We start from the raw sequence: 19,168 nt of genomic DNA on the forward strand, positions 1-19,168 counted from the left end.
TACTGCCTACTGCCTACTGCCTACTGCCTACTGCCTACTGCCTACTGCCTACTGCCTACTGCCTACTGCCTACTGCCTACTGCCGCCTGCCTACTGCCGCCTGCCGCCTGCCGCCTGCCGCCTGCCGCCTGCCGCCGTTGGTTAAGGCGCCGCGTCGGCATCGGGGGCTCGATCAGCGGTTCCTCTTCGCCAGCGTCTTTTCCGGCTATCCCGTTCTCGTTTCCTCGTCGATTCATACTATTGTCATAAAAGCCGTTTAGCGTAATGGGTAAAACTGGTATAGGCCAGAAAACTGTAACGTCCCCATGAGGCTACTACGATGAAACTTTCCACACTCGCTCTACTGTCTGCCGTCGCGCTGGGCAGCACCCCGGTTTGGGCCGCGCCGATCGTCACCGTCTACTCGATCGATGGGCTGCACGATGGCAACAACAGTTGGTATCAGGCGCAATTCGCCGCCTTCACCCAGGCGACGGGTATCACGGTACGCTATGTGGAGGGCGGGGGAGGCGTGGTCGTCGAGCGGCTGGCCAAGGAGCGGACTAATCCACAGGCCGACGTGTTAGTGACCGCGCCGCCGTTTATTCAGCGTGCCGCGGCGGAAAAGCTGCTGGCCGCCTTTCGCCCCGCCGCGGCCGATCAGATCCCTGGTAGCACCGACTACTACACCCCCTTGGTGAAGAACTACCTGAGCTTTATCTACAATGACAAGCGACTGAAAACCCCGCCAGCCAGCTGGCAGGATCTGCTGGATGCGCGCTTTAAGAATAAGCTGCAATACTCGACGCCGGGACAGGCCGCCGATGGCACGGCCGTCATGTTGCAGGTCTTTCACAGTTTCGCTGGCAAGGAGGCGGGCTACGCCTATCTGGCGCAGTTGCAGGCCAACAACGTCGGGCCCTCCGCCTCGACGGGCAAGTTGACCGCGCTGGTGAATAAGGGCGAGCTGTATGTGGCCAATGGCGACTTGCAGATGAACCTAGCGCAGATGGTGCGTAATCCCAACGTCCGGATCTTCTGGCCGGCCGATGCCCAGGGCGAACGTAGTGCGTTGGCCATTCCCTATGTGATCGCGCTGGTACAGGGTGCGCCGCAGAGTGAGAACGGGAAGCGACTGATCGACTTCCTGTTGAGCCAGGAGGCGCAACAGCGTGTCAGCGCGCTCTCCTGGGGGATGCCGGTACGCGATGATGTGACGCCGCAAGACGCCAACTACCAAACGGCCAAGGCTACCCTGGCCGGAGTGAAAAGTTGGCAGCCGGACTGGGATGAGGTCGCCCTCTCGCTGTCGGCCGACATCGCCCGTTGGCACCGCGTTACCGATAGCGAGTAAGCCGCCATGTTAATGAAATCGACGACATCGCCGCGCGCGGCACTGCAGGGATCGTCCCGTATCGAATTTGATGCGCTGCGCGTGGCTTATCACGGTCATGTGGTCTTAAAACCGCTCTCACTCACCATCGAGCCGGGCGAGGTGTTGGCGTTGATCGGGCCGTCGGGATCCGGGAAGACGACGGTACTGCGCGCCTTGGCCGGTTTCGTTCAACCCGCCGCTGGCCGTATTCTCATCGGCGACAGCGAGGTGACACACCTGCCGCCTTATCAGCGTGGCTTGGCGATGGTGGTACAGAATTATGCCCTATTTCCGCACCTACGAGTCGGGGATAACGTCGCCTTCGGCCTGCGTGCCCAGAAGCAAGCCAAGCCGCTGATCGCGGCGCGTGTCGAGGAGGCGCTGAAGATCGTCGGCATGAGCGACTATGTTAACCGTTACCCGCACCAACTCTCTGGCGGCCAGCAGCAGCGGGTGGCCATCGCTCGCGCCATCGCCGTTCGCCCCCGAGTCCTGTTGCTGGATGAGCCGCTCTCGGCGTTGGATGCCCAGATCCGCCACACGATGGTGGAGGAGATCGCCCGTCTGCATCGCGAACTCCCCGAGTTGACCATCCTGTATGTCACGCATGATCAGACCGAGGCGCTCACCCTGGCGGATAAGATCGGCATCATGAAGGAGGGCAGTCTGATCGCCCATGGCGAGACACGCGCCCTGTATCACCATCCGCCTAACCGCTTCGCCGCCGAGTTTCTTGGCCGCGCCAATCTGCTGACGGCAACGGCGCTGGGCAGACGTCATGGACCCGGCCAGCAGAGCGTGAGTTGTGGCGGAACGGTGGTCAGCGCCTTCAGCCGTGGCGGATTACATGGTCAGCACACCTTGTTGTGCCTGCGTCCACAGCATATCACCCTGACGCCCCAGAGTGCGCAGAGTCATCGTCTGAATGCGACCCTGCGCTCCTGGCATTGGCAGGGGGATCTGACCCATCTGTTGTGCGATGTGGCCGGTGAGACGCTCCGTGTCGTGATGACGCGATGGGATCCGGCGCTCCGTCCGGGGGACGCCTTGGCGCTGTGGTTTGAAGCCGATGATGCGGTCCTGATCGAGGAGTCATGATGCAGTTATCGATGAACTGGGCAAAACCGGCGTTAACGCAGCGTCAGGTACTCTGGCTGTTACCACCGCTCTTGGTGCTGCTGATATTATTCTGCTACCCACTATTGTTGATCGGCGAGCAGGCGCTACGTGACGGCGCCGGGCAGCTCTCTCTGGAGACCTTCTGGCAAGTACTGGCGTCGAAGCGCTTCATCGCGGCGTTGTTCAATACGTTGACGATCGCGCTGTGCGCCACGGCGGGCTGTCTGTTGCTGGGGAGTGTGTTGGCGCTGATCTTGGTCTTTATTCCTTTCCCGGCGAGTGGCCTGATCGGTCGGGTGGTGGAGACCTTCATTGCCTTACCGACCTTCTTGATCACCCTGGCGTTCACCTTTATCTATGGCTCGGCGGGGTTGTTCAATGGTCTGCTGATGCAGTTATTCGATTTGGCGCTGCCGCCGTTGGACTTCCTCTACTCCATCCAGGGGGTGATCCTGGCGGAGATCACGGTATTTACGCCGCTGGTGATGCGTCCGCTGATCGCCGCCCTGCGCCAGATCGATCACAGCCAGTTGGAGGCCGCCAGTATCCTCGGCGCCCGCCCGGCGCGCGTGATTGCACAGGTGATCTTCCCGGCGGCGAAGCCGGCCTTGCTGGCGGGTGGCAGCCTGTGCTTGCTGTTGACCACCAATGAGTTCGGAATCGTGTTGTTCATCGGCGCCAAGGGGGTGAACACGCTACCGATGATGGTCTATAGCAAGGCGATCTTAGAGTCCGACTATGCCGTCGCCTGTATGATCGCCTTGATGAATATCGTGTTGTCGTTGGGCTTGTTTGCCTTGTATCGCCTGGCGACGGCACACAGTGGCGTAAGGAGTCAGGCATGCTGATTTGGTCACGTAAGGGGCGCGCCGTGGCCGGGGCGCTGGCGACGACGCTATTTGGCTTGCTCTTCTTGCTACCGCTGGCGGTGATCCTGATGTCTAGCCTGAGTCAACAGTGGAATGGCATTCTGCCCAGCGGATTCACGCTGCAACATTATGTGAATGCCCTCAGCGGCGCGGCCTGGCAGGCGTTACTCGCCAGCCTGACGGTCGGCTTTGGCGCCAGCCTGTTTGCCCTGCTATGCGGCGTCTGGGCGGCGCTGGCGCTGCGACGTTACGGCGCCAGGACTCAGCGTTGGCTGAGCTTGCTCTTCTATCTCCCGAGCGCCATTCCCTCCGTCTCCGTGGGGCTGGGGATCTTGGTGGCCTTTAGCCAAGGGCCGTTACAGATGAATGGTACGCTGTGGATCGTGTTGGCGGCCCACTTCGTGCTGATCTCGGCCTTCACCTTTAGCAATGTGACGACGGGATTGGCTCGCTTGGCGCCAGACTTGGAGCATGTGGCCTCGAGTCTGGGGGCGACGCCCGGTTATTGTCTGCGTCATGTCACCCTACCGTTGTTAGCGCCCTGGATGCTGTCTGCGCTAGCGTTGAGCCTGTCGCTTTCGATGGGGGAGTTGGGCGCGACGATGATGATCTATCCGCCGGGATGGACCACGCTGCCGGTGGCGATCTTTAGCCTGACCGATCGCGGGAATATTGCCGACGGTGCCGCATTAACCATCGTACTGGTGGTGCTCACATTACTCCTGATGGTGAAGTTGGAGCGGTTGGCGCGGCGACTGAGCGCGCGTTGAGTCGAGCGCGCGGCTAGGCGGGATGCGTGTGGGGCGGCGGATGGGGCCGCCCCACCGTTAGGGTGCGTTAGGATGACGCTGACAGATTCAACTGATAGTGGTAGAAGGCGGTATCACGGCAATAGCCCTGCGCCTGGTACAACGCCTGGGCGGCGTGGTTATCCGTCGCCGTATCCAGGCCGATAAAGGCCGCGCCGCTCTCGCGGGCGAAGGCCTCGGCGCGTTGCATCAGCAATCCGGCGACGCCATGACGACGCGCCTGTGCATCGACGAACAGATCATAGAGCAGCCAGGTGCGTTTCATCTCCAGAGAGCAGAACAGGGGATAGAGTTGGGTGAAACCGACACACTGCCCTTGCTCATCTTCGGCGTAGAAGATCACCGATTCGCCGTTGCGCAGGCGTTGCTGTAGGTAGTGCAGTGTCTGCGCGGCATCGGAGGGGGTGTGGTAAAACTGACGATAAGCGATAAATAGGGGATTGATGCGCTCGGCATCGCTGACCTGGGCTTGACGGATCAACATACGATCTCCTTGGCGCCGCCGTTGGCGGTCGCGCTGTGCTGTGTGACATCATCGGCCTGCCTGGCGATGCGCTGGTTGGCGTATCACGCGGCAGGTCATATTGTTATTATTCGCAAGTATTAGCCAGATGAGTGTCGCGTGCTCGCTGCGCGCCGGGCAATTTTTTTATGTAACTAATTTATAAATTTTTATTTCTGCATAAACCCCGGTCTAGGAAGGTACTCAGCAACCGATTTTGGCTTCGCCTTGTTGTCGTTGGACTTAACGCGCTCTGAGTCGGCAGCGCCTTTTGTTAGGGCTTTTAGTTCGCCCCTATGGGGTATTATCAATGCCACCGCTTAGGCCGGTGGTTTTTTTATTCCGCTCCTGGCTGCTGGCCTATATCAATAGCGGGCGGTGGATTTAGCCTCGCCCGTTTTTCTTTTGGCTGGGTTTTGTGAATACTGCCCGGCGATTGCCAGGCAGTATTTAGCGGATGAGGTGTGGCTAACACACGAGGTCAGTGGGGTTTACCACAGACGGAGAAATATTTATTTTTCAACCAGACGAGCGTGTCGTTATTGAATGAGTAGATGGCGTAGAATTTATTATCGCGCAAGGGCGGCGTGCTGGCACCACAGAGGGCATTCAACTTGTCGCGGTAGTCCGGCCCCCAACCGGTATCGACATTGTTGATGCCATAGGAGGCGATGATACGCCGGGCGGTCCAGTTATAGGCCGGACTGAACATCATGTCGATCAGCGCCTGATGTTCGACGATCTTCTGTGTTACCGGCGCGGTATCCGGATAGTTATTCACCAGGATCTTCCCGTGGGCGGTGGCGTTGAGCGCGATCAGGTCATAACTTAGCCACCCGAAGATGCGCGCCTCATAGTCACGCTGGTTTTTAACCGCGTTGCCATACTGGAAACTGAAGGCGAGGAAGTAGAACAGGGGCAAGATACATAGCCAACTCCAGTTGGGCCGGTAGCGCATCACCACTTGATAGAGCGCGTGGGCGAACAGGAACAGGGTGGCGGAGAAGCCGCATAACACGCGGACGTCGGTTACCCCCTCTTTCAGCAAGAATAATGGGCCGAGCAGGGCGAAGAAGAGTACCAAAGGTGAGCAGAGCGTAATCAGCCAGGAGATCAGCCCGCTTAAGCCCTGTACATCGTCGCGCCACATCTGCTGGAGGCGTAGGAGATAGACCCAGAGTACGCACAGCAGGGCGGGGTAAAACAGGAACTTCAGTTCACGGCTGAGAACGAAGGTCAGCAGCTTCTTCAGCATTAGCCAATCTTGCGTCAGCCAGTAGAGGGCATCCTGCGGCCCGATCATATTCCCACGATTACCGCCGCCCAAGGCCAATAAGTGGTCGATGATCAAGACATAGAGCGAGTTGGTAACCAGTAATACCACCCCGACCCATAGCGTCTCACGCCAGGGGGACTGGCCGTTTTTAAAGAAGTTGATCATCAGATTGGCGCCATATAACCCGATGAAGATGTTGGCGCAGGGCTGGTAGAGTGTCAGTGCGACGAACAACAGCAGCGTCGGAATCAGGTAGCTGAGCAGGCCGCGATCCCGGGGGAAAAAGAAGGCTAGCGTGGAGAGCGCCAGCGCGACGATCATCGGGAAACTATCGTATTTATAGGAGAGGTTCTGCAGGAAGAATGGGTTGAAGAATAACAGAATATAGGGTGACAGCGCGGCAAAGCTGAGCGGTTGCTCGGCACGGCGTGCGACCCAGGTCAGGGTCCAGGCGAAGAACAGGACGCCGAGGATCAGGGTCAACGGCGCGCTGTCGGTCAACTCATACAGGTTAAAGGTAAACAGACGCATCAGCAGATCGGCGCCGGGTCGGCCGAGGGTGTACCAAGGCGCTGCCGGGTTGAGGATGCGTTCGGTATCATCGCGGTAGTAGACGTTAGCCAGGATGAGCGGCAGCACGTAGAACAGCAGGATCGCGGCGATTAACAGGAAGGCATCCCGATTGGAGAGTGGGCGTCTTAGCAGGCTGTTCATTTTTTACCCTTGATTTCTTTGACGATAAAACGGGGGCGTTGCTTGGTTTCGACGTAGATCCGTCCGATATACTCGCCGAGTACGCCGATACCGATCAGTTGAATGCCGCCGAGGAAGAGGATCACGGCCATGATGGAGGGATAGCCGGGCACCGGGTTATCGAAGATCAGCGTCTTGATGATCACATACAGCGCATAGCAGAGCGCGAAGCCGGCGATCGAGGTGCCGATATAGGTCCACAGGCGCAACGGGATGGTGCTGAAAGAGGTGATCCCCTCCAGCGCCAGGTTCCACAGTTTCCAGAAGTTAAACTTACTGCGTCCGACCACCCGTTCGTGGCGGGTGTAGGTCACGATGGCGGGCTTGAAGCCGACCCAACTGAGTAGTCCCTTCATAAACAGGTTACGTTCGTGCAGCATCAGTACCGCATCGACCACTTGGCGGCTCATCAGCCGGTAATCTCCCACATTCATCTCGATCGGTGTCGAGGCGATCTGGTTATGAACCCGGTAAAAGAGGCTGGCGGTCAGGCGCTTCATCAGGGTATCCGAGCTGCGATCGATGCGTTTGGCCAGAACCACATCCGCACCGTTACGCCAGCGGGCGATCATCTGCGGGATCAGCTCGATGGGGTCTTGGAGATCGACATCGATCGGGATCATGGCGTCGCCGCTGGCATATTTCAGCCCGGCGAATAGTGCCGCCTCTTTGCCGAAGTTACGTGAGAAGTTAACCATCACCAGCAGCGGATCATCGTCGATCAGGCGCGCGATAACTGCTTCGGTCTGATCGCTGCTACCATCGTTGACGAACACAATCTCGATGCGATAGGGCGCCAGATCGTCGCATTGACGTACCGCCTGGTGAAACAGCGGGATCGCGCTCTCTTCATTGAATACCGGAACCACCAGGGAGATTTTCATTGTGCCTTACTCCGGAACACGATGTATTTAGAGTAGAAGAAGCCCATGATCAGGCTGATGAGCGAGAAGACGACGACCGTCGCAAGCGGGGGAAGCGCCAGGCGATCGCCGACATCTCCCGTTAGCCAGCTGATGGCGCCCATAAAGCTGGTAAACAGGAGATAACGCTTCAGTGTAGGACGATCGCAAAAGGTAAAACGCGCATTGCAGAAAAAAGAGAAGGTAACCGCGACAGCAAAGGCATATAGATTACTGAACGATTGTGACAGCTGTCCCTGTAGGTGCAGGATAAAAAAAACCAACCAATGGATGGCCGTATTGAGTATGCCGATAATAAAGTATTTTATAAACATAATCCGCCCGCCATTGGCTCTTCGTGAGCACGCTTCTTTGAGTATAGGAAAGATTAATCGCTCTGCATTGTGCCGATACGCCATCAGTAAAGTGGCTTGAAATGGATTTTCTTACGCTTATTCCTATGGGTGGTTGCTGGCAGACTAAGATGATGATGAGAGAGTGATTTTATTGGCGCTGAGCTGGTGGGTGGCCACAATGTTATCTATCCTTACGGTAAGGAACATGACGGCGGATCGATGTCGGATAACACCATGGATAATCAAGTTTATCGTAGCGTAATTGTATTATTTTTATTAGCCGCTAGCCCAGGGTTGGCGCTGGGCGCTGCGAGTCAAGCGGAACAAGCGCCTGTCAAAATCTTTACTACCCCTTGGGCGCGTCTCTTTTCCGGTAGTGAGGCGCGTTTTTCTACCGCCTTGACCTACAGCACGCCACTCTCTCACCAATGGCTCAACGTACCGTTGAATAGTGAGCAGAGCGAGATGCGCAATATCGTCAATCAGCGCATGCTGGCCAGCTTTCAATACTCACCGTTAAGCTATTTCTTTGCCAATATGACGGTGCGCGTGCCGTTACAGCATCTCAATCGCTATCGCCCCGATTTTGTCTATAGCTTTGGTTATGATGACTGGCATCCCGGCACCTTTAGCTTGGTCTACAGTAACTACGGCGATAATAACCATTTTTATCCTCAGCAGGGTCAGCGCCGCACCAATATTGAGCAGGGGACCATTACCGCCGCCTATAAGTTTGCCTTGCCGGACAGCTGGAATAAACATCTGTTGATCTTTCCGCAAGATAGCCTGACCTGCCAGGTGGGTTATAGCTATGGACCGCGTTACTATTCCCTACAAGATAATCAGATGAAACGGGGGAAAAGTGCCTTATTGGGGAGTTGTGGTTATACCTTGAAGCAGCATTTTTTCTTCCGGCTATCAGCCTTCTATTACCCCGATCGCTCGCAGCAGCAGCCCTGGGACTCCGATTATAACTATAGCTTCGGCTATGTTTCCGGCTATCAGCCCGGCGATCTCTCCATCTCTTACGGTAACTACAGCGGTACCCGTTACGCCTGGCGTAGCGATCGCAACGCCAACTTCCGCCAAGGCACCATCAACGTAAGCTGGACACTACCGTTTTAAGCGACGACGTGGCAATGGGTCGGCGTCAGGGCGCTAGCGGCACGGTGCGTTGACGGTGCGCGCCTTGGCGGGTACGTCACATGACGTCATGGATGGCGTAGCGCCGATCGGCGCTACGATTAACGCTCGCCACGGCGCTCTTCACCCGAGTGGGGCATCGCCATGTTAACCCACCGTGAGGCGGCGGGTTTGTGTCAGGGCGCGGCCACCTCGAAGCGGTAGCTATTCTCCCCTAAGGTCTTGCCCTGGGCATCGTACAGGGTGGCGTAGAGCCACAGATCTTGCTGATCGCGTGGTGTCGCCTGGATCTGGCGCAGTTTCTGCCCGCTGTCGGCGGGCAGGTCGAAGCGCAACTCACCGTGCTCTAGGCTGACCCCGCCTTGACGCAGCTGCCAAACCAGTCGACTGGCGGGATGGGCACGCCAGGTGTCGTTGATCGCCCACAATGCGGCGTGTCCCGGTTGGCCGACGCGCCAGGTCAGGGTGATCGGCTCGATGGAGGGCAGGATCGGCTGGAAGGCGCGCTGTAGGGCGAAGTAGCCCGGTTTCGGTTGGCGGGTATAGTCCACCACGGCCCAATTCATGGAGGGCCAGCTCTCGCTGAACATGAACTGCATCAGGGTCGTGACCGGGCGGAAACGCTGCCGCCGATAACTTTCGCCGGCCAGTTGGATGATGTGCGCCTGATTCAGTTGGGTGTTATAGATAAAGCTCGCCAGATCCTTTCCTCGCTTGACACCCGCCAGGCCGAAGGTATTGCTCGGCTGGAAGTTGTGATACATCCAGACGCGCCAGGCGGGATCGCGAGGATCGGTGCTGGCAGGCCAGCGGTCGGCGGGCGGGATGATGGTCATCAGCGTCGGCAACGCGGGCAACGCCTGGGCGCCGAATTCGGTGATGATCGGGCGATAGGCGGGCTTTAAGACGTCGCTGATCTTGCCGAAGTACCAGCCTTGCCAGAAGTGCTCGTCGACCCGAGACCAGGGATGCAGTCCGCGTGAGCTATCCTGCCCCAGCGCGTCGGCGACACGCTGAGCGAGCTGGCGGTTGAGGTTAGGCTGCCAGTCGGCGAACATCTCCTTCATCCAGGGAGCATTGAAGGGGGGCTCATTCTGTCCCACCCAGACGATGATGGCGGGATGGGAGCCAAACTGGCGCACCAGAGCGGTAGCCTGACGGGCGGCTTCGGCGGCGAAGGCGGGCGAGTCGTCATAGCCCCACTGTAGCGGCATATCCTGCCAGAGCATCATGCCTAACTCGTCGGCTTGGCGGTAGAGGGCTTGGCCCGCCACATGGGCATGGATACGCACCGTATTGATATGGGCGTGTTTCATCAGCAGCAGATCGCGCCGGTAATCGGCGGCGCTGACCTGGCCGAGCCAGGGGGAGGCGATGTAGTTGGTGCCGCGTAGGAAGATGCGCTTGCCGTTGATATACCAGGCTTGTGTCGCGACATCTTGCCGGAATTGGCGGATCCCGGTGACCTGCTGTACGTCATCCATCATTCCGTGATCGTCGTTGAGGGCGACGCGCACCTGATAGAGCGCCGGGTAGCCATAACCGTCCGGCCACCAGCGTGTGACGCGCGGCAATGCCATCTGCGCCTCGAGGGTGCCGTCGCGTTGCAGCGTCACCGGCAAGGTCAGGCGGTAGTGACGGCCGACGAAGTTATAGGGGATCATGCGCAAGGTGAGGGTGGCGGGCATGGCGGCCTGGGCGCGATAGTCCAGGCGCAGATTGAGCGTCGCCTGGCGGCCATCGGCGGAAAACCGCGGCGTTAGTAGCAGATTATCGATGGCGGCGCGTCGGCTGATCTTCAGGCAAACGGGCTGCCAGATCCCGCCGGAGTTGGCGTCTTGCCCCTGCGGCGACCAGGCGCCGCCGGGGCGCGTATCATGCTGGTTTAAGACTCCCTTGATGAGCCGCTTGTGTAACGGCCAAACCGTGCCCGGCGCCTCGAATGGGCTGTCGACGCGCACCAGTAGGCGGTTATGGCGCTGTAGTGCCTCGCTGCCATCTAAGGCGAAGCGTTGAAAGTAGCCCTGATGAGCGCCGAGATAACGGCGATTGAGCCAGACATCGGCGCGGTAATCGACGCCGTTAAAGATCAGCGTCGCCATGCGATCGGTGGCCAAGGGGGGTAGGGTAAACTCGCGCTGATACCAGAGTGCGCCTTGGTGATCCAGGCCCTGGCTATACCAGTTGGCCGGTACGCGCAGCGTCCGCCAGGCGCTTGCCGACGCGGGCAGGGGGGCGAGCGTGTAGAAGGGGGGATTGGCGTCATGCGTGCGCCAGGCGCCGTCCAGGCTCAAGGTCTGTGTCGTACCCGTCAGCGGGATCAGGATGAGTAGCAGTGCGCTCGGGAGGGACGGACAACGGGACATGACGACTCCTTGGCTTAAGGTTGGCGCCCTTCCTGGGGCAGACAATGGCGTGGCCAGTTAAGGGGCTCGCGTAACAGGCTATCCAGATATCCTTTGGCTGCCGGCAGGCGGGGGATCAGCGGACCGTTGTTCACCTTATACAGTAATGCTTCCAGCACCATGGCGTTGGTCGTGAGGGTCAGCGCGGGATTGTATTGCGCGTTATTCTCGAAACGGCCTTCATACCAGCCGCGTTGCTCGTCGTACGGGAAGCGGCCCAGCCGCATTAGGGCGTCGGTGTAGGGGCTGTCCCACAGTACCCACAGGCCGAATACCGCGCGGGTGGCGATCAGCGCCAGTTCGGGGCGATATTGCCCCGTCTCAGTGAGGACGTTCCAGGGATAGCCGTTGGCGAAGATCGCGTTATCGACGCGCCATGGCGCCTGGTTGAGCACATAGCTGGCGCGCGCGGTGAGTACGCCTTGGCTCTGCCAACGCCAGGCCTGCGCCTGGTAGACCGCCTGGGCGCGTTGGCGCAGGTCGTGCAGGGAGAGCGCCGCCTTGCCCGGCGGCGTCCAGTTGAACTCTAGCCCGGCCAGCAGGTAGGGGATGCCATCGGCGCTGAGGTTACCGCCGCCCAGGCGTGGGTCGCGCGTGCCGACATCGACCTGGTTCGGGCCGATGATGATCGTCTTATAGGGGGGATTGGCGCTGCGCTGGGCATCGAAGCCCCATAGCCCCATGGCGGCGGCGGCATACTGGCTCTGCGCCACATCGGTGATGGGCTGGGTTTGCCAGCGCCCATCTCGCCGCTCGCCATCCAATAGCCGTCCCTGCGCATCGAGCAGTGGGCAGAAGTTCCAGCCGAGGAGCAGACGATCGACAAACTCACCGTACTGCGGTGCCTCGATGGTGACCAGGCGCAACCCCAGCAGCAGGCGTGCGATGCCGACGGCCGACCAACTGTCGCCGCTGGGCTGATGCGCCGCGTTGACCATGGTGAGATGCTGGGTGTCGTAGTAGCGGTTAGGGAGTCCCTGTTCGGTAAGCGGCAGACGGCTGAGGGTGGCCAGCAGGGGGGAGAGGCGCTGATCGAATCCCGCCTCATCCAACAGCCCTAGCCGGCGCGCGGCGACCAACGCCACCAGGGTGTCGCCGATCTGGCCGCTGCCGATCACCGGGTAGTTATCCTGGCCGTTGACCAGCGCGCTGGCGGGTTGGTTATTGTTCTGGAAGTAGCGCCAGGCGATGGCGGCCCAACGTTGCTCCTCAAGGCTGAGGGCGCCCAGGCGTCCGGCGTGATGCCAGCCACCGTGACTCAGGTAGCGCCAGGCATTATCCAGCGGGGCGACCCCGCCCGGCAGCAGCCAGGCGGTTAGCGCCAGCACGGCGATGATGGCGAGACCGGTTAGGGTTTTAAGCATGAGGCGCTGACCGGTGGCAGTTGAATCGGGGCATCGAGGGTACACTGCGCACACTGACAACTTGGGCAGGCCGGCGCGTTGCGTAGGGCGATCCCCTGCTGTTTACACCAACTGGTTTGCTTAGGCGTGGCCGCTAGGAAGGGGCGGCTACGCGCCTGGTTGCTCTCGTCGAAGGCATTGAGCAGCGTCTTCTCCCATAATGATGGCACCGGCACGTGGTCGTCCGCGCCGGTTGGCCGTGGCGGCAGCAGGTGACCCTGTTTCTTAAACAGGAGTGCCTCCAGCATGATTCCGTTGTTATTGGCGGTGAACTCCTTGATCGGGCCGCTGCCATTTTCGTACAGCCCCTCGTAGAACCCCTTCGTGGCATCGTTGGCATTCTCAATCGTATTGAATAGCAGATCAGTGTAAGGCGATTGCCACAGCGCCCACATCCCCAGCGCCGCCTTTAGCGAGACGGCGGCGTCTTCTGGGGTGTAGACCCCCTTATCGGTGAGGGTGTTCCAATCGTAGCCATCGGAGAAGACCGTGTCGTAAACGAAGTAGGGCGCGCGGTCTAATTGATGCTCGGAGCGGGCGGTGACGATGCCGGCGATCTGATAACGGTTTTCCTGCGCCTGATAGACCCGGTTGGCGAAGTCATGCATCCAGGGGTGGGTCTCTGCGTCGTTGCCCGCGGCTGGCGTGCTGGCCTTATTCCAACCTAACTCCATGCCGTACAGCACATATGGCTCGGTGGTGACATAGTTGTGTTGCTGGGTCGGGCGCGGATCGCGCGAGTCGTAGGGCACCAGGACACAGTAGATATCGGCCAATTGATAGGGCTCGGCACGAGAGGCTTGGCAAGTATTAAAGCCCCACAGCTGGAAACCGGCGGCGGCGTACTCTTCATACCCCAGTCGCCCCTCCTGAACATAGAGGGGTTGATTTTTGTCGTCGAGTATCGCGCCATACAGCGTGCCACAGGGATCGATGATATGGCTGAAGTCCCAGCGTAGCACCAGGTTGTCGATATCGTTGGCGTACTCCGGGTAGCGCTCCTTGACGATTTTGAGCCAGATCAGCATGCGCCCCAGATCCAACGCGGAGAAGCCGATCTCGCCCGGCTGGTTGATATAGTTAACCTTTTGGGCGGTGATGGTGTTGTAAGCCTTGTTCGGCGCCTGATTCTGGAACAGCGCCAGGTTATTCAGCGTCGCCAGCAGTTTGATCATCCGTTGATCGAACTCGCTCTTATTCACCAGCCCCAGTTCACGCGCCGCCACCATCGCCGCAAGGTAGGAGGCCGTATCCCACATGGTGGTAGAGGGATAGGCGTTAGCGGCGTTCACCAGGCCGGTAGTCGGTTGGTAGTTGGTGACGAAGTAGGCCCAGGCCTTCTGCGCCACCGCCATTTCTTGCGCAGTCAGTTCGCCATGCCGTGCCGGGTAACCGGCCGCCGGTAGAATACTCATGTCGCTGGCCTGTGTCGCGGGCGCAAGGAGCACCAGCAGTAGCGTCAGCCACAGCCCGCCTAGCAGGCGTAAGAGAGAAGCGGAGTTTGACGTTGGCAGTGACATAGGCATTCCTTATCGCATCATTTCGTCTGTACGCTCGTCGTGCCGGTGGCGAGCGTTGCATCGGGAGACTGGCAGTAGGCACACAAAAGCGGCCCCTGTATCTGGTATAGCAGACTTTCCAGGATCAGCGCGTTGGTCGCGGCGCTTAACACCGGACTGGCCGTGCCGTCGAGGCGTACCCCATCACGCCAACCCCGACCGGGAACGGGCAGCGATTGAACCTGTTGGCGCAAGAGGGTGCTCCACGGCGAGTCAAAGAGGGCATGCCAACCGAAGGCGGCCTGGGTCGAGAGCTGCAACACCTGGCCCGGTGGCGTGAGCGCGCCGGTTAGCGCGGAAGGCGCGGTGCCCTCGCGTGCATCGAAGATGAAGTTTTTACCAGTCTGGGGGTTATAACGGCTCTGTTGCGCCTGGATAATGCGCCAGGTCACGGCCGCATTATCCAGTCCGAAACCATACTCCAGCGCGGACAAGAGATAGGGGGCCATCACGATCAGTGGGTGGCGGGTGGCGCGTAGCGTGATCACCTCATCATAAGGTAGTGCCGTCGCATCGATCTGGTCATCATCGGACTGGATGAGCCCATTCACATCGATGGTACGCTGCCCGCTCAGCGGTTGTTGCAGGATGATGCCCGCGCTGGGCGCCAGACCGCTCAGGGCCGACTGTAGATAGAGACGATAACCCAGCCCCGCCGCACCGCTTCGGCTGATCAGCCGCCAGCGTGGGGCGTGGCGCAGGGCATAGGGGGCATAGGGGCGCTGTTGAAAGAGGTGGGCTAACTGCCAGCTGGAGAGGAGGCGATTGATCGCCACCCCCTGTTCGGGGTAGTGGTTACGACAGGCCTGTAGCGCGCTGAGCAAGCGGCCGATGTCGGCGGCGGACCAGGTGATGCCCCCCTCATCCTGCTGCGGATAGGGCCGTAGGCTGATGCTGTCATAGTACTGCCAGGGGAGTTGGCGCGCGGAGAGCGGCAGGGTGGTCAAGGCCTGTAGCGTCGCCGTGAGACGGCGATCGAACTCGGCACGGCTGATGATCCCTAATCGCTCGGCGGCCAGGGTCGCCATCAGTTGATCGCCGATGCTCCACAGGCTGACATAGGATTGCCGGTCCAGGGCGTTAACCAGGCCACTGGCTTGAGTATTGTTGACGAAATACTGCCAGGCGATACGTGCGCCAATCGCCTCTTGAAAGCTGAGTGTCCGCGCCGGCGGCAGGGCGGGGAAATCGGTGCCGAGGTTCTGGGGTGTCAGGGGAATGGCGGGAGGCGGCTGATGGCGCTCGACATAGAGTACGATGCCCAATGCCAATAGGAAGCCGCACAGGGTGGCGATGTAGCTTCTGGCCCGGAGTAAATTGGTCGATAGTGCCATCTCAGCACTCCCTGCTGTCAGCGGCGTCGGCGTCGCTATCATGGGCCGGCGGTTGCCAGAGCGCGGCGAGGATCATCGGCATCATCGCCAGGATGTTCATCACGCTCCAGAAGATATTGATGATATAGCCCGAGGGGTCGACGATGTTGCCCCAGGCCAGTTGTAGGGCACCCCAGCACAAGGCGAGTAAGGTCAGTATGACGATCGCCAGTTGCGGTTTGACCAGCGCCAGGAAGTTACCCTGCTGGCGCTCCTTCGGGGTGACGCGAAAGCGGATCTTTTCGCCGCGGAGCACGTTATCCAGCGCGCGCAGGTTCATGGAGAACAGCGCCAGATAGGAGGCCTTACCGTTCCAGGCCGAGATCCCCCAGGTACCGAACATAAACGCCAGCTCGCACAGGACCAGGTAGGGAACGAAATGGAGGTAAAAGGGGGTGGAGTAGGTCGACAGGGGGGGAATCCCGCTAAACAGGTAGATTAACGGGGCGATCAGGAAGATCAGGTTCCAGGTGCAGGCCAGATACGACCAGAAGGTGGCGCCGTAGAGCAACTTCTGCGCCCAGGAGAGGTGCAGTTGACGGCTGAAGAGGACCTCGTCGTGCAGCAAGATATCCAGGGAGCCAGCGGCATACTTGAAGCGCTGGATCATCCAGGTCTGCAGATCCTGCGGCGATAGCATCTTGGATTCGATCTGCGGATGCATCACCGAACGCCAAGGGTGCTCCAGGTCGCCATGCAGCATGATCGAGGTGTAGATATCCTCGGAGACATGAAAACGGTAGGGCATCAACTCCATGTCATAGGCGACGTGCGGTAGCATGGCCTGCTGCAGATCCTGACGTAGCTGCGGGTTGGCGATATCGTCGGTGTAGCGGGCGATCTCGCTCTCGATGTCCAAGGCGTATTGGCGCAGCGCGGTTTGCATGATGGCCTCGCGCCGGTGGATCGAGGCGGCGCCGCAGCAAAAAGAGGCATAGGCTCGGTTACGCCGCCGCTGAATGATGTCGTAGAACATCTGCGGATCGTTGAGAAAGGGATCTTCGCCGACGCGGATCGGCCCGACCAGTCGCTCGATGCCGCGCCCCAGCCATTGGCCCAATCGTCCGCCCCGGCGCGCCAGCCAGTGGGGCAGCGGCGTCCCCTCCGCCAGATCGTAGAACCACTGCGGCGTTTGTACCCAGGCGACCTTAGGATCACGAAAGTAGCCCAGGGTATGACTCAATAGGGTGGGAAATACCCGGGTATCGGCGTCGCAGATGACGATGAAATCACCGTCGGTCTGCTCGATGCCGTTGCGCAGGTTACCGGCCTTAAAGCCAGCATTGTTGTCACGTGTCAGGTAGTTTACCCCCTCTTGGCTGGCAACCTGACGCATCGTCTCCCGCCGGCCATCGTCCAGCACGTGGATCTTGTAGTCGAGGGGATGGGGGTAGACCAGCCGTTTGGCGTCCTGGATGGAGAGGCGCACCAGCTCGGGATCTTCCGAATAGGTGGCGATAAACAGATCGACCTTGAGGGGGCGCGGCATCAAGCCATCTGCCTGCGCCAGGCATTGCGTGATGTCGTCAGGTGCCGGCTGCGGCAGGGGATCACGGGTTTGCCAGAGGTTGAAGGTAAACAGGCAGGTGCCGATATAGGCCAGCGTTTCGGCCAGCGCCAGCGGGACGGCGTACCACAGCGCCTCATAATTCAGCGAATCCATCCAACGCCAGCGGATATAGTTGGCGCCGAGCAGCAGCGCCGCGATGATCAGCATCTGCCAGAGAAACTCGACGCCGGGATGATGGGCGAGGGGAGCGGGGGGACGGCGTTTCTCAAATGGAGAAAAATAAAAATACATGGCAGTCTCCCTGGCTCCACGTTACCGCGATCTCGCTGGTATTAATCAGTGTAGCGCAGGCGCGTAAGGCGACAAGAAAACTGTATCGATCACGCTTTAAGCCAAGATTCAACGGATTAGCGGCCTAGGCGGCATCAGCGGATTTGGCGTTTTAGCCCGACTGTTTCTACACTGCAAGAGGAGTGGCCGACAGGGCCTCGGCGCTGAATGGGCGGTAGGATGATGCGGATAGCGGGGTGGCGCGGACGCGAGCAGGAGAGCGGAGGGTGGCTACAGCGTTGGCGCTATGTGGCAGAGGGCCCGCGCGATCGGCGTATTGACTTCATGCGGGGGCTCGCCCTGTTGCTGATGATCGTGACCCATGTGGAGATCATCTCCTGTTTTAACCTGTTTACCTCGGAGCGTTTCGGTTTCACCACCGGGGCCGAGATTTTCGTCATTCTGTCCGGTTTTGTCCTCGGCCAGACCAAACGGCGTCAGTTGCAGCATCAGGATATGGTGACGGTCTCTTATTCGCTCCTGCGCCGCGCCGCCACCCTGTACGTGGTCAACCTGGTCATCATCGTCTCGATTCTGGTGTTGAGCCAACTGCCCTGGTTGAATACTTTCGAGGTGACGCATTTCGTCCAGCGGCACGACGAGATCCCCTATGCCTTGTATCCCATCGCCGCCCAGGCGCGTGAGGCATGGTTTAACCAGATCCTGTTCCTTCAGATCGGGCCGCAACAGACCCAGATCCTCGGGCTCTATTTCTATCTGTTGCTGGCGACGCCGCTGGTGGTCTGGTTGCTGCATCGCCGCCACGCCGGAGCCTTGTTCGTCATCTCGCTGGAGATCTACATTGCCTATCAGCTGCACCCCGTTAACCTCACCGGCGCCCAGTTTGAGTATGCCTTTCCACTCCTGGCCTGGCAGTTTATTTATATCTTGGGGATGATGTGTGGCTGGTATAAACAGGAATTGCAATCGCTGGCCAGGAGCGAGGCGGGTAAGCGGACGATGGGGGCGATGGTCGCCATTTTCCTGCTGTTGATGTTCGTGATGCAGAACAATACTAACCCCTTTATTCCCGCACGTTTCTTCCTACATCTCATTCCCGACTACCGTTTCGACTACATCAACAATGTGTTAGCGGGGAAAAATGAGTTGGGGCTGTTACGGGTGATCAACGATGCCTGTCTGCTGCTTACCCTGTATCTGATCCTCGATTACCTGTGGCGTCCGATTAACGGGCTCTGCGGCTGGTTCTTTATCCTGCTGGGGCAGAACTCGCTCTATGTCTTTATCCTGCACCTGTATGTAGTGCTCGCGATCAGCCAGTGGGTCACCTTTGGCCTGTGGCACCATGCCTGGCTGAGCAATACCCTGATCCACGCATCGGCGCTGATGACGCTATGGCTGATGGCGCGTTTCGGCATCCTGCGGCGTATCGTACCGAACTGAGAGCGTGACGTGACGGGGTAGGATCTCTATTTCGTGACGTTGTCACATATTGAGGGTGCGCTCTCGCACGGACGCTGGGTTTTTGCCTCGCCTCGCGCGTC

The 19,168-nt window shown here is 59.4% G+C and carries 15 protein-coding genes; 6 read left to right on the forward strand and 9 right to left on the reverse strand.

Annotated features, from left to right (window positions below):
* Positions 1-319: 319 nt before the first annotated feature.
* The 4 genes from phnS to phnV are packed head-to-tail and all read left to right on the forward strand — an operon-like array spanning position 320 to position 4,112.
* Positions 320-1,333, forward strand: coding sequence for a 2-aminoethylphosphonate ABC transporter substrate-binding protein (gene phnS, locus ACEQFP_RS15625; protein ID WP_370547418.1), 1,014 nt, complete (start codon positions 320-322; stop codon positions 1,331-1,333).
* Positions 1,334-1,339: 6 nt separating this feature from the next.
* Positions 1,340-2,452, forward strand: a complete 1,113-nt coding sequence (gene phnT, locus ACEQFP_RS15630; protein WP_109610432.1) for a 2-aminoethylphosphonate ABC transport system ATP-binding subunit PhnT — start codon at positions 1,340-1,342, stop codon at positions 2,450-2,452.
* On the forward strand, positions 2,452-3,321 hold the full coding sequence (gene phnU, locus ACEQFP_RS15635; protein WP_035598079.1) for a 2-aminoethylphosphonate ABC transporter permease subunit: 870 nt from the start codon (positions 2,452-2,454) through the stop codon (positions 3,319-3,321). Before phnT ends, phnU begins: the two co-directional genes overlap by 1 nt.
* Positions 3,315-4,112, forward strand: coding sequence for a 2-aminoethylphosphonate ABC transport system, membrane component PhnV (gene phnV / locus ACEQFP_RS15640; protein WP_005286728.1), 798 nt, complete (start codon positions 3,315-3,317; stop codon positions 4,110-4,112). Before phnU ends, phnV begins: the two co-directional genes overlap by 7 nt.
* A 67-nt stretch (positions 4,113-4,179) precedes the next feature.
* Here phnV and ACEQFP_RS15645 read toward each other — a convergent pair whose 3' ends face one another.
* The 4 genes from ACEQFP_RS15645 to ACEQFP_RS15660 form a co-directional block, all read right to left on the reverse strand.
* Positions 4,180-4,635 (reverse strand): GNAT family N-acetyltransferase, encoded by a 456-nt coding sequence (locus tag ACEQFP_RS15645; RefSeq protein WP_005294070.1) that lies wholly within the window; start codon positions 4,633-4,635, stop codon positions 4,180-4,182.
* A gap of 499 nt (positions 4,636-5,134) precedes the next feature.
* Positions 5,135-6,643, reverse strand: a complete 1,509-nt coding sequence (locus ACEQFP_RS15650) for a glucosyltransferase domain-containing protein (RefSeq protein ID WP_279508223.1) — start codon at positions 6,641-6,643, stop codon at positions 5,135-5,137.
* Positions 6,640-7,566, reverse strand: coding sequence for a glycosyltransferase family 2 protein (locus tag ACEQFP_RS15655; protein WP_005286716.1), 927 nt, complete (start codon positions 7,564-7,566; stop codon positions 6,640-6,642). Before ACEQFP_RS15655 ends, ACEQFP_RS15650 begins: the two co-directional genes overlap by 4 nt.
* Positions 7,563-7,919, reverse strand: a complete 357-nt coding sequence (locus ACEQFP_RS15660) for a GtrA family protein (RefSeq protein ID WP_370547419.1) — start codon at positions 7,917-7,919, stop codon at positions 7,563-7,565. The genes ACEQFP_RS15655 and ACEQFP_RS15660 overlap by 4 nt, the downstream gene beginning before the upstream one ends.
* A 240-nt stretch (positions 7,920-8,159) precedes the next feature.
* On the opposite strand from ACEQFP_RS15660, the gene ACEQFP_RS15665 reads away from it, so the two are divergent.
* Positions 8,160-9,065 (forward strand): hypothetical protein, encoded by a 906-nt coding sequence (locus ACEQFP_RS15665; RefSeq protein ID WP_370547421.1) that lies wholly within the window; start codon positions 8,160-8,162, stop codon positions 9,063-9,065.
* Positions 9,066-9,259: 194 nt separating this feature from the next.
* Here the strand turns inward: ACEQFP_RS15665 and ACEQFP_RS15670 are convergent, their stop codons facing one another.
* Genes ACEQFP_RS15670 through ACEQFP_RS15690 form a run of 5 tightly spaced genes read right to left on the reverse strand, consistent with a single transcriptional unit; the run spans position 9,260 to position 17,624 of the window.
* Positions 9,260-11,449, reverse strand: a complete 2,190-nt coding sequence (locus ACEQFP_RS15670; RefSeq protein WP_396464357.1) for a glycosyl hydrolase 2 galactose-binding domain-containing protein — start codon at positions 11,447-11,449, stop codon at positions 9,260-9,262.
* Between the two features lie 14 nt (positions 11,450-11,463).
* Positions 11,464-12,852, reverse strand: a complete 1,389-nt coding sequence (locus ACEQFP_RS15675; RefSeq protein WP_370547422.1) for a DUF3131 domain-containing protein — start codon at positions 12,850-12,852, stop codon at positions 11,464-11,466.
* Positions 12,837-14,411, reverse strand: a complete 1,575-nt coding sequence (locus ACEQFP_RS15680; RefSeq protein WP_370547423.1) for a DUF3131 domain-containing protein — start codon at positions 14,409-14,411, stop codon at positions 12,837-12,839. Before ACEQFP_RS15680 ends, ACEQFP_RS15675 begins: the two co-directional genes overlap by 16 nt.
* A gap of 17 nt (positions 14,412-14,428) precedes the next feature.
* Complete coding sequence (locus tag ACEQFP_RS15685) at positions 14,429-15,784, reverse strand: DUF3131 domain-containing protein (RefSeq protein ID WP_370547424.1); 1,356 nt, start codon at positions 15,782-15,784, stop codon at positions 14,429-14,431.
* A 1-nt stretch (position 15,785) separates the two neighbouring features.
* Positions 15,786-17,624 (reverse strand): glycosyltransferase, encoded by a 1,839-nt coding sequence (locus ACEQFP_RS15690; protein WP_097364586.1) that lies wholly within the window; start codon positions 17,622-17,624, stop codon positions 15,786-15,788.
* Positions 17,625-17,843: 219 nt separating this feature from the next.
* On the opposite strand from ACEQFP_RS15690, the gene opgC reads away from it, so the two are divergent.
* Positions 17,844-19,067: an OpgC domain-containing protein gene (opgC, locus tag ACEQFP_RS15695; RefSeq protein ID WP_144413604.1), complete on the forward strand. Its 1,224-nt coding sequence runs from the start codon at positions 17,844-17,846 to the stop codon at positions 19,065-19,067.
* The last annotated feature ends 101 nt before the right edge of the window (positions 19,068-19,168 follow it).

This window comes from Edwardsiella sp. A.80236 (assembly GCF_044540725.1).
Lineage (GTDB): Bacteria > Pseudomonadota > Gammaproteobacteria > Enterobacterales > Enterobacteriaceae > Edwardsiella > Edwardsiella tarda.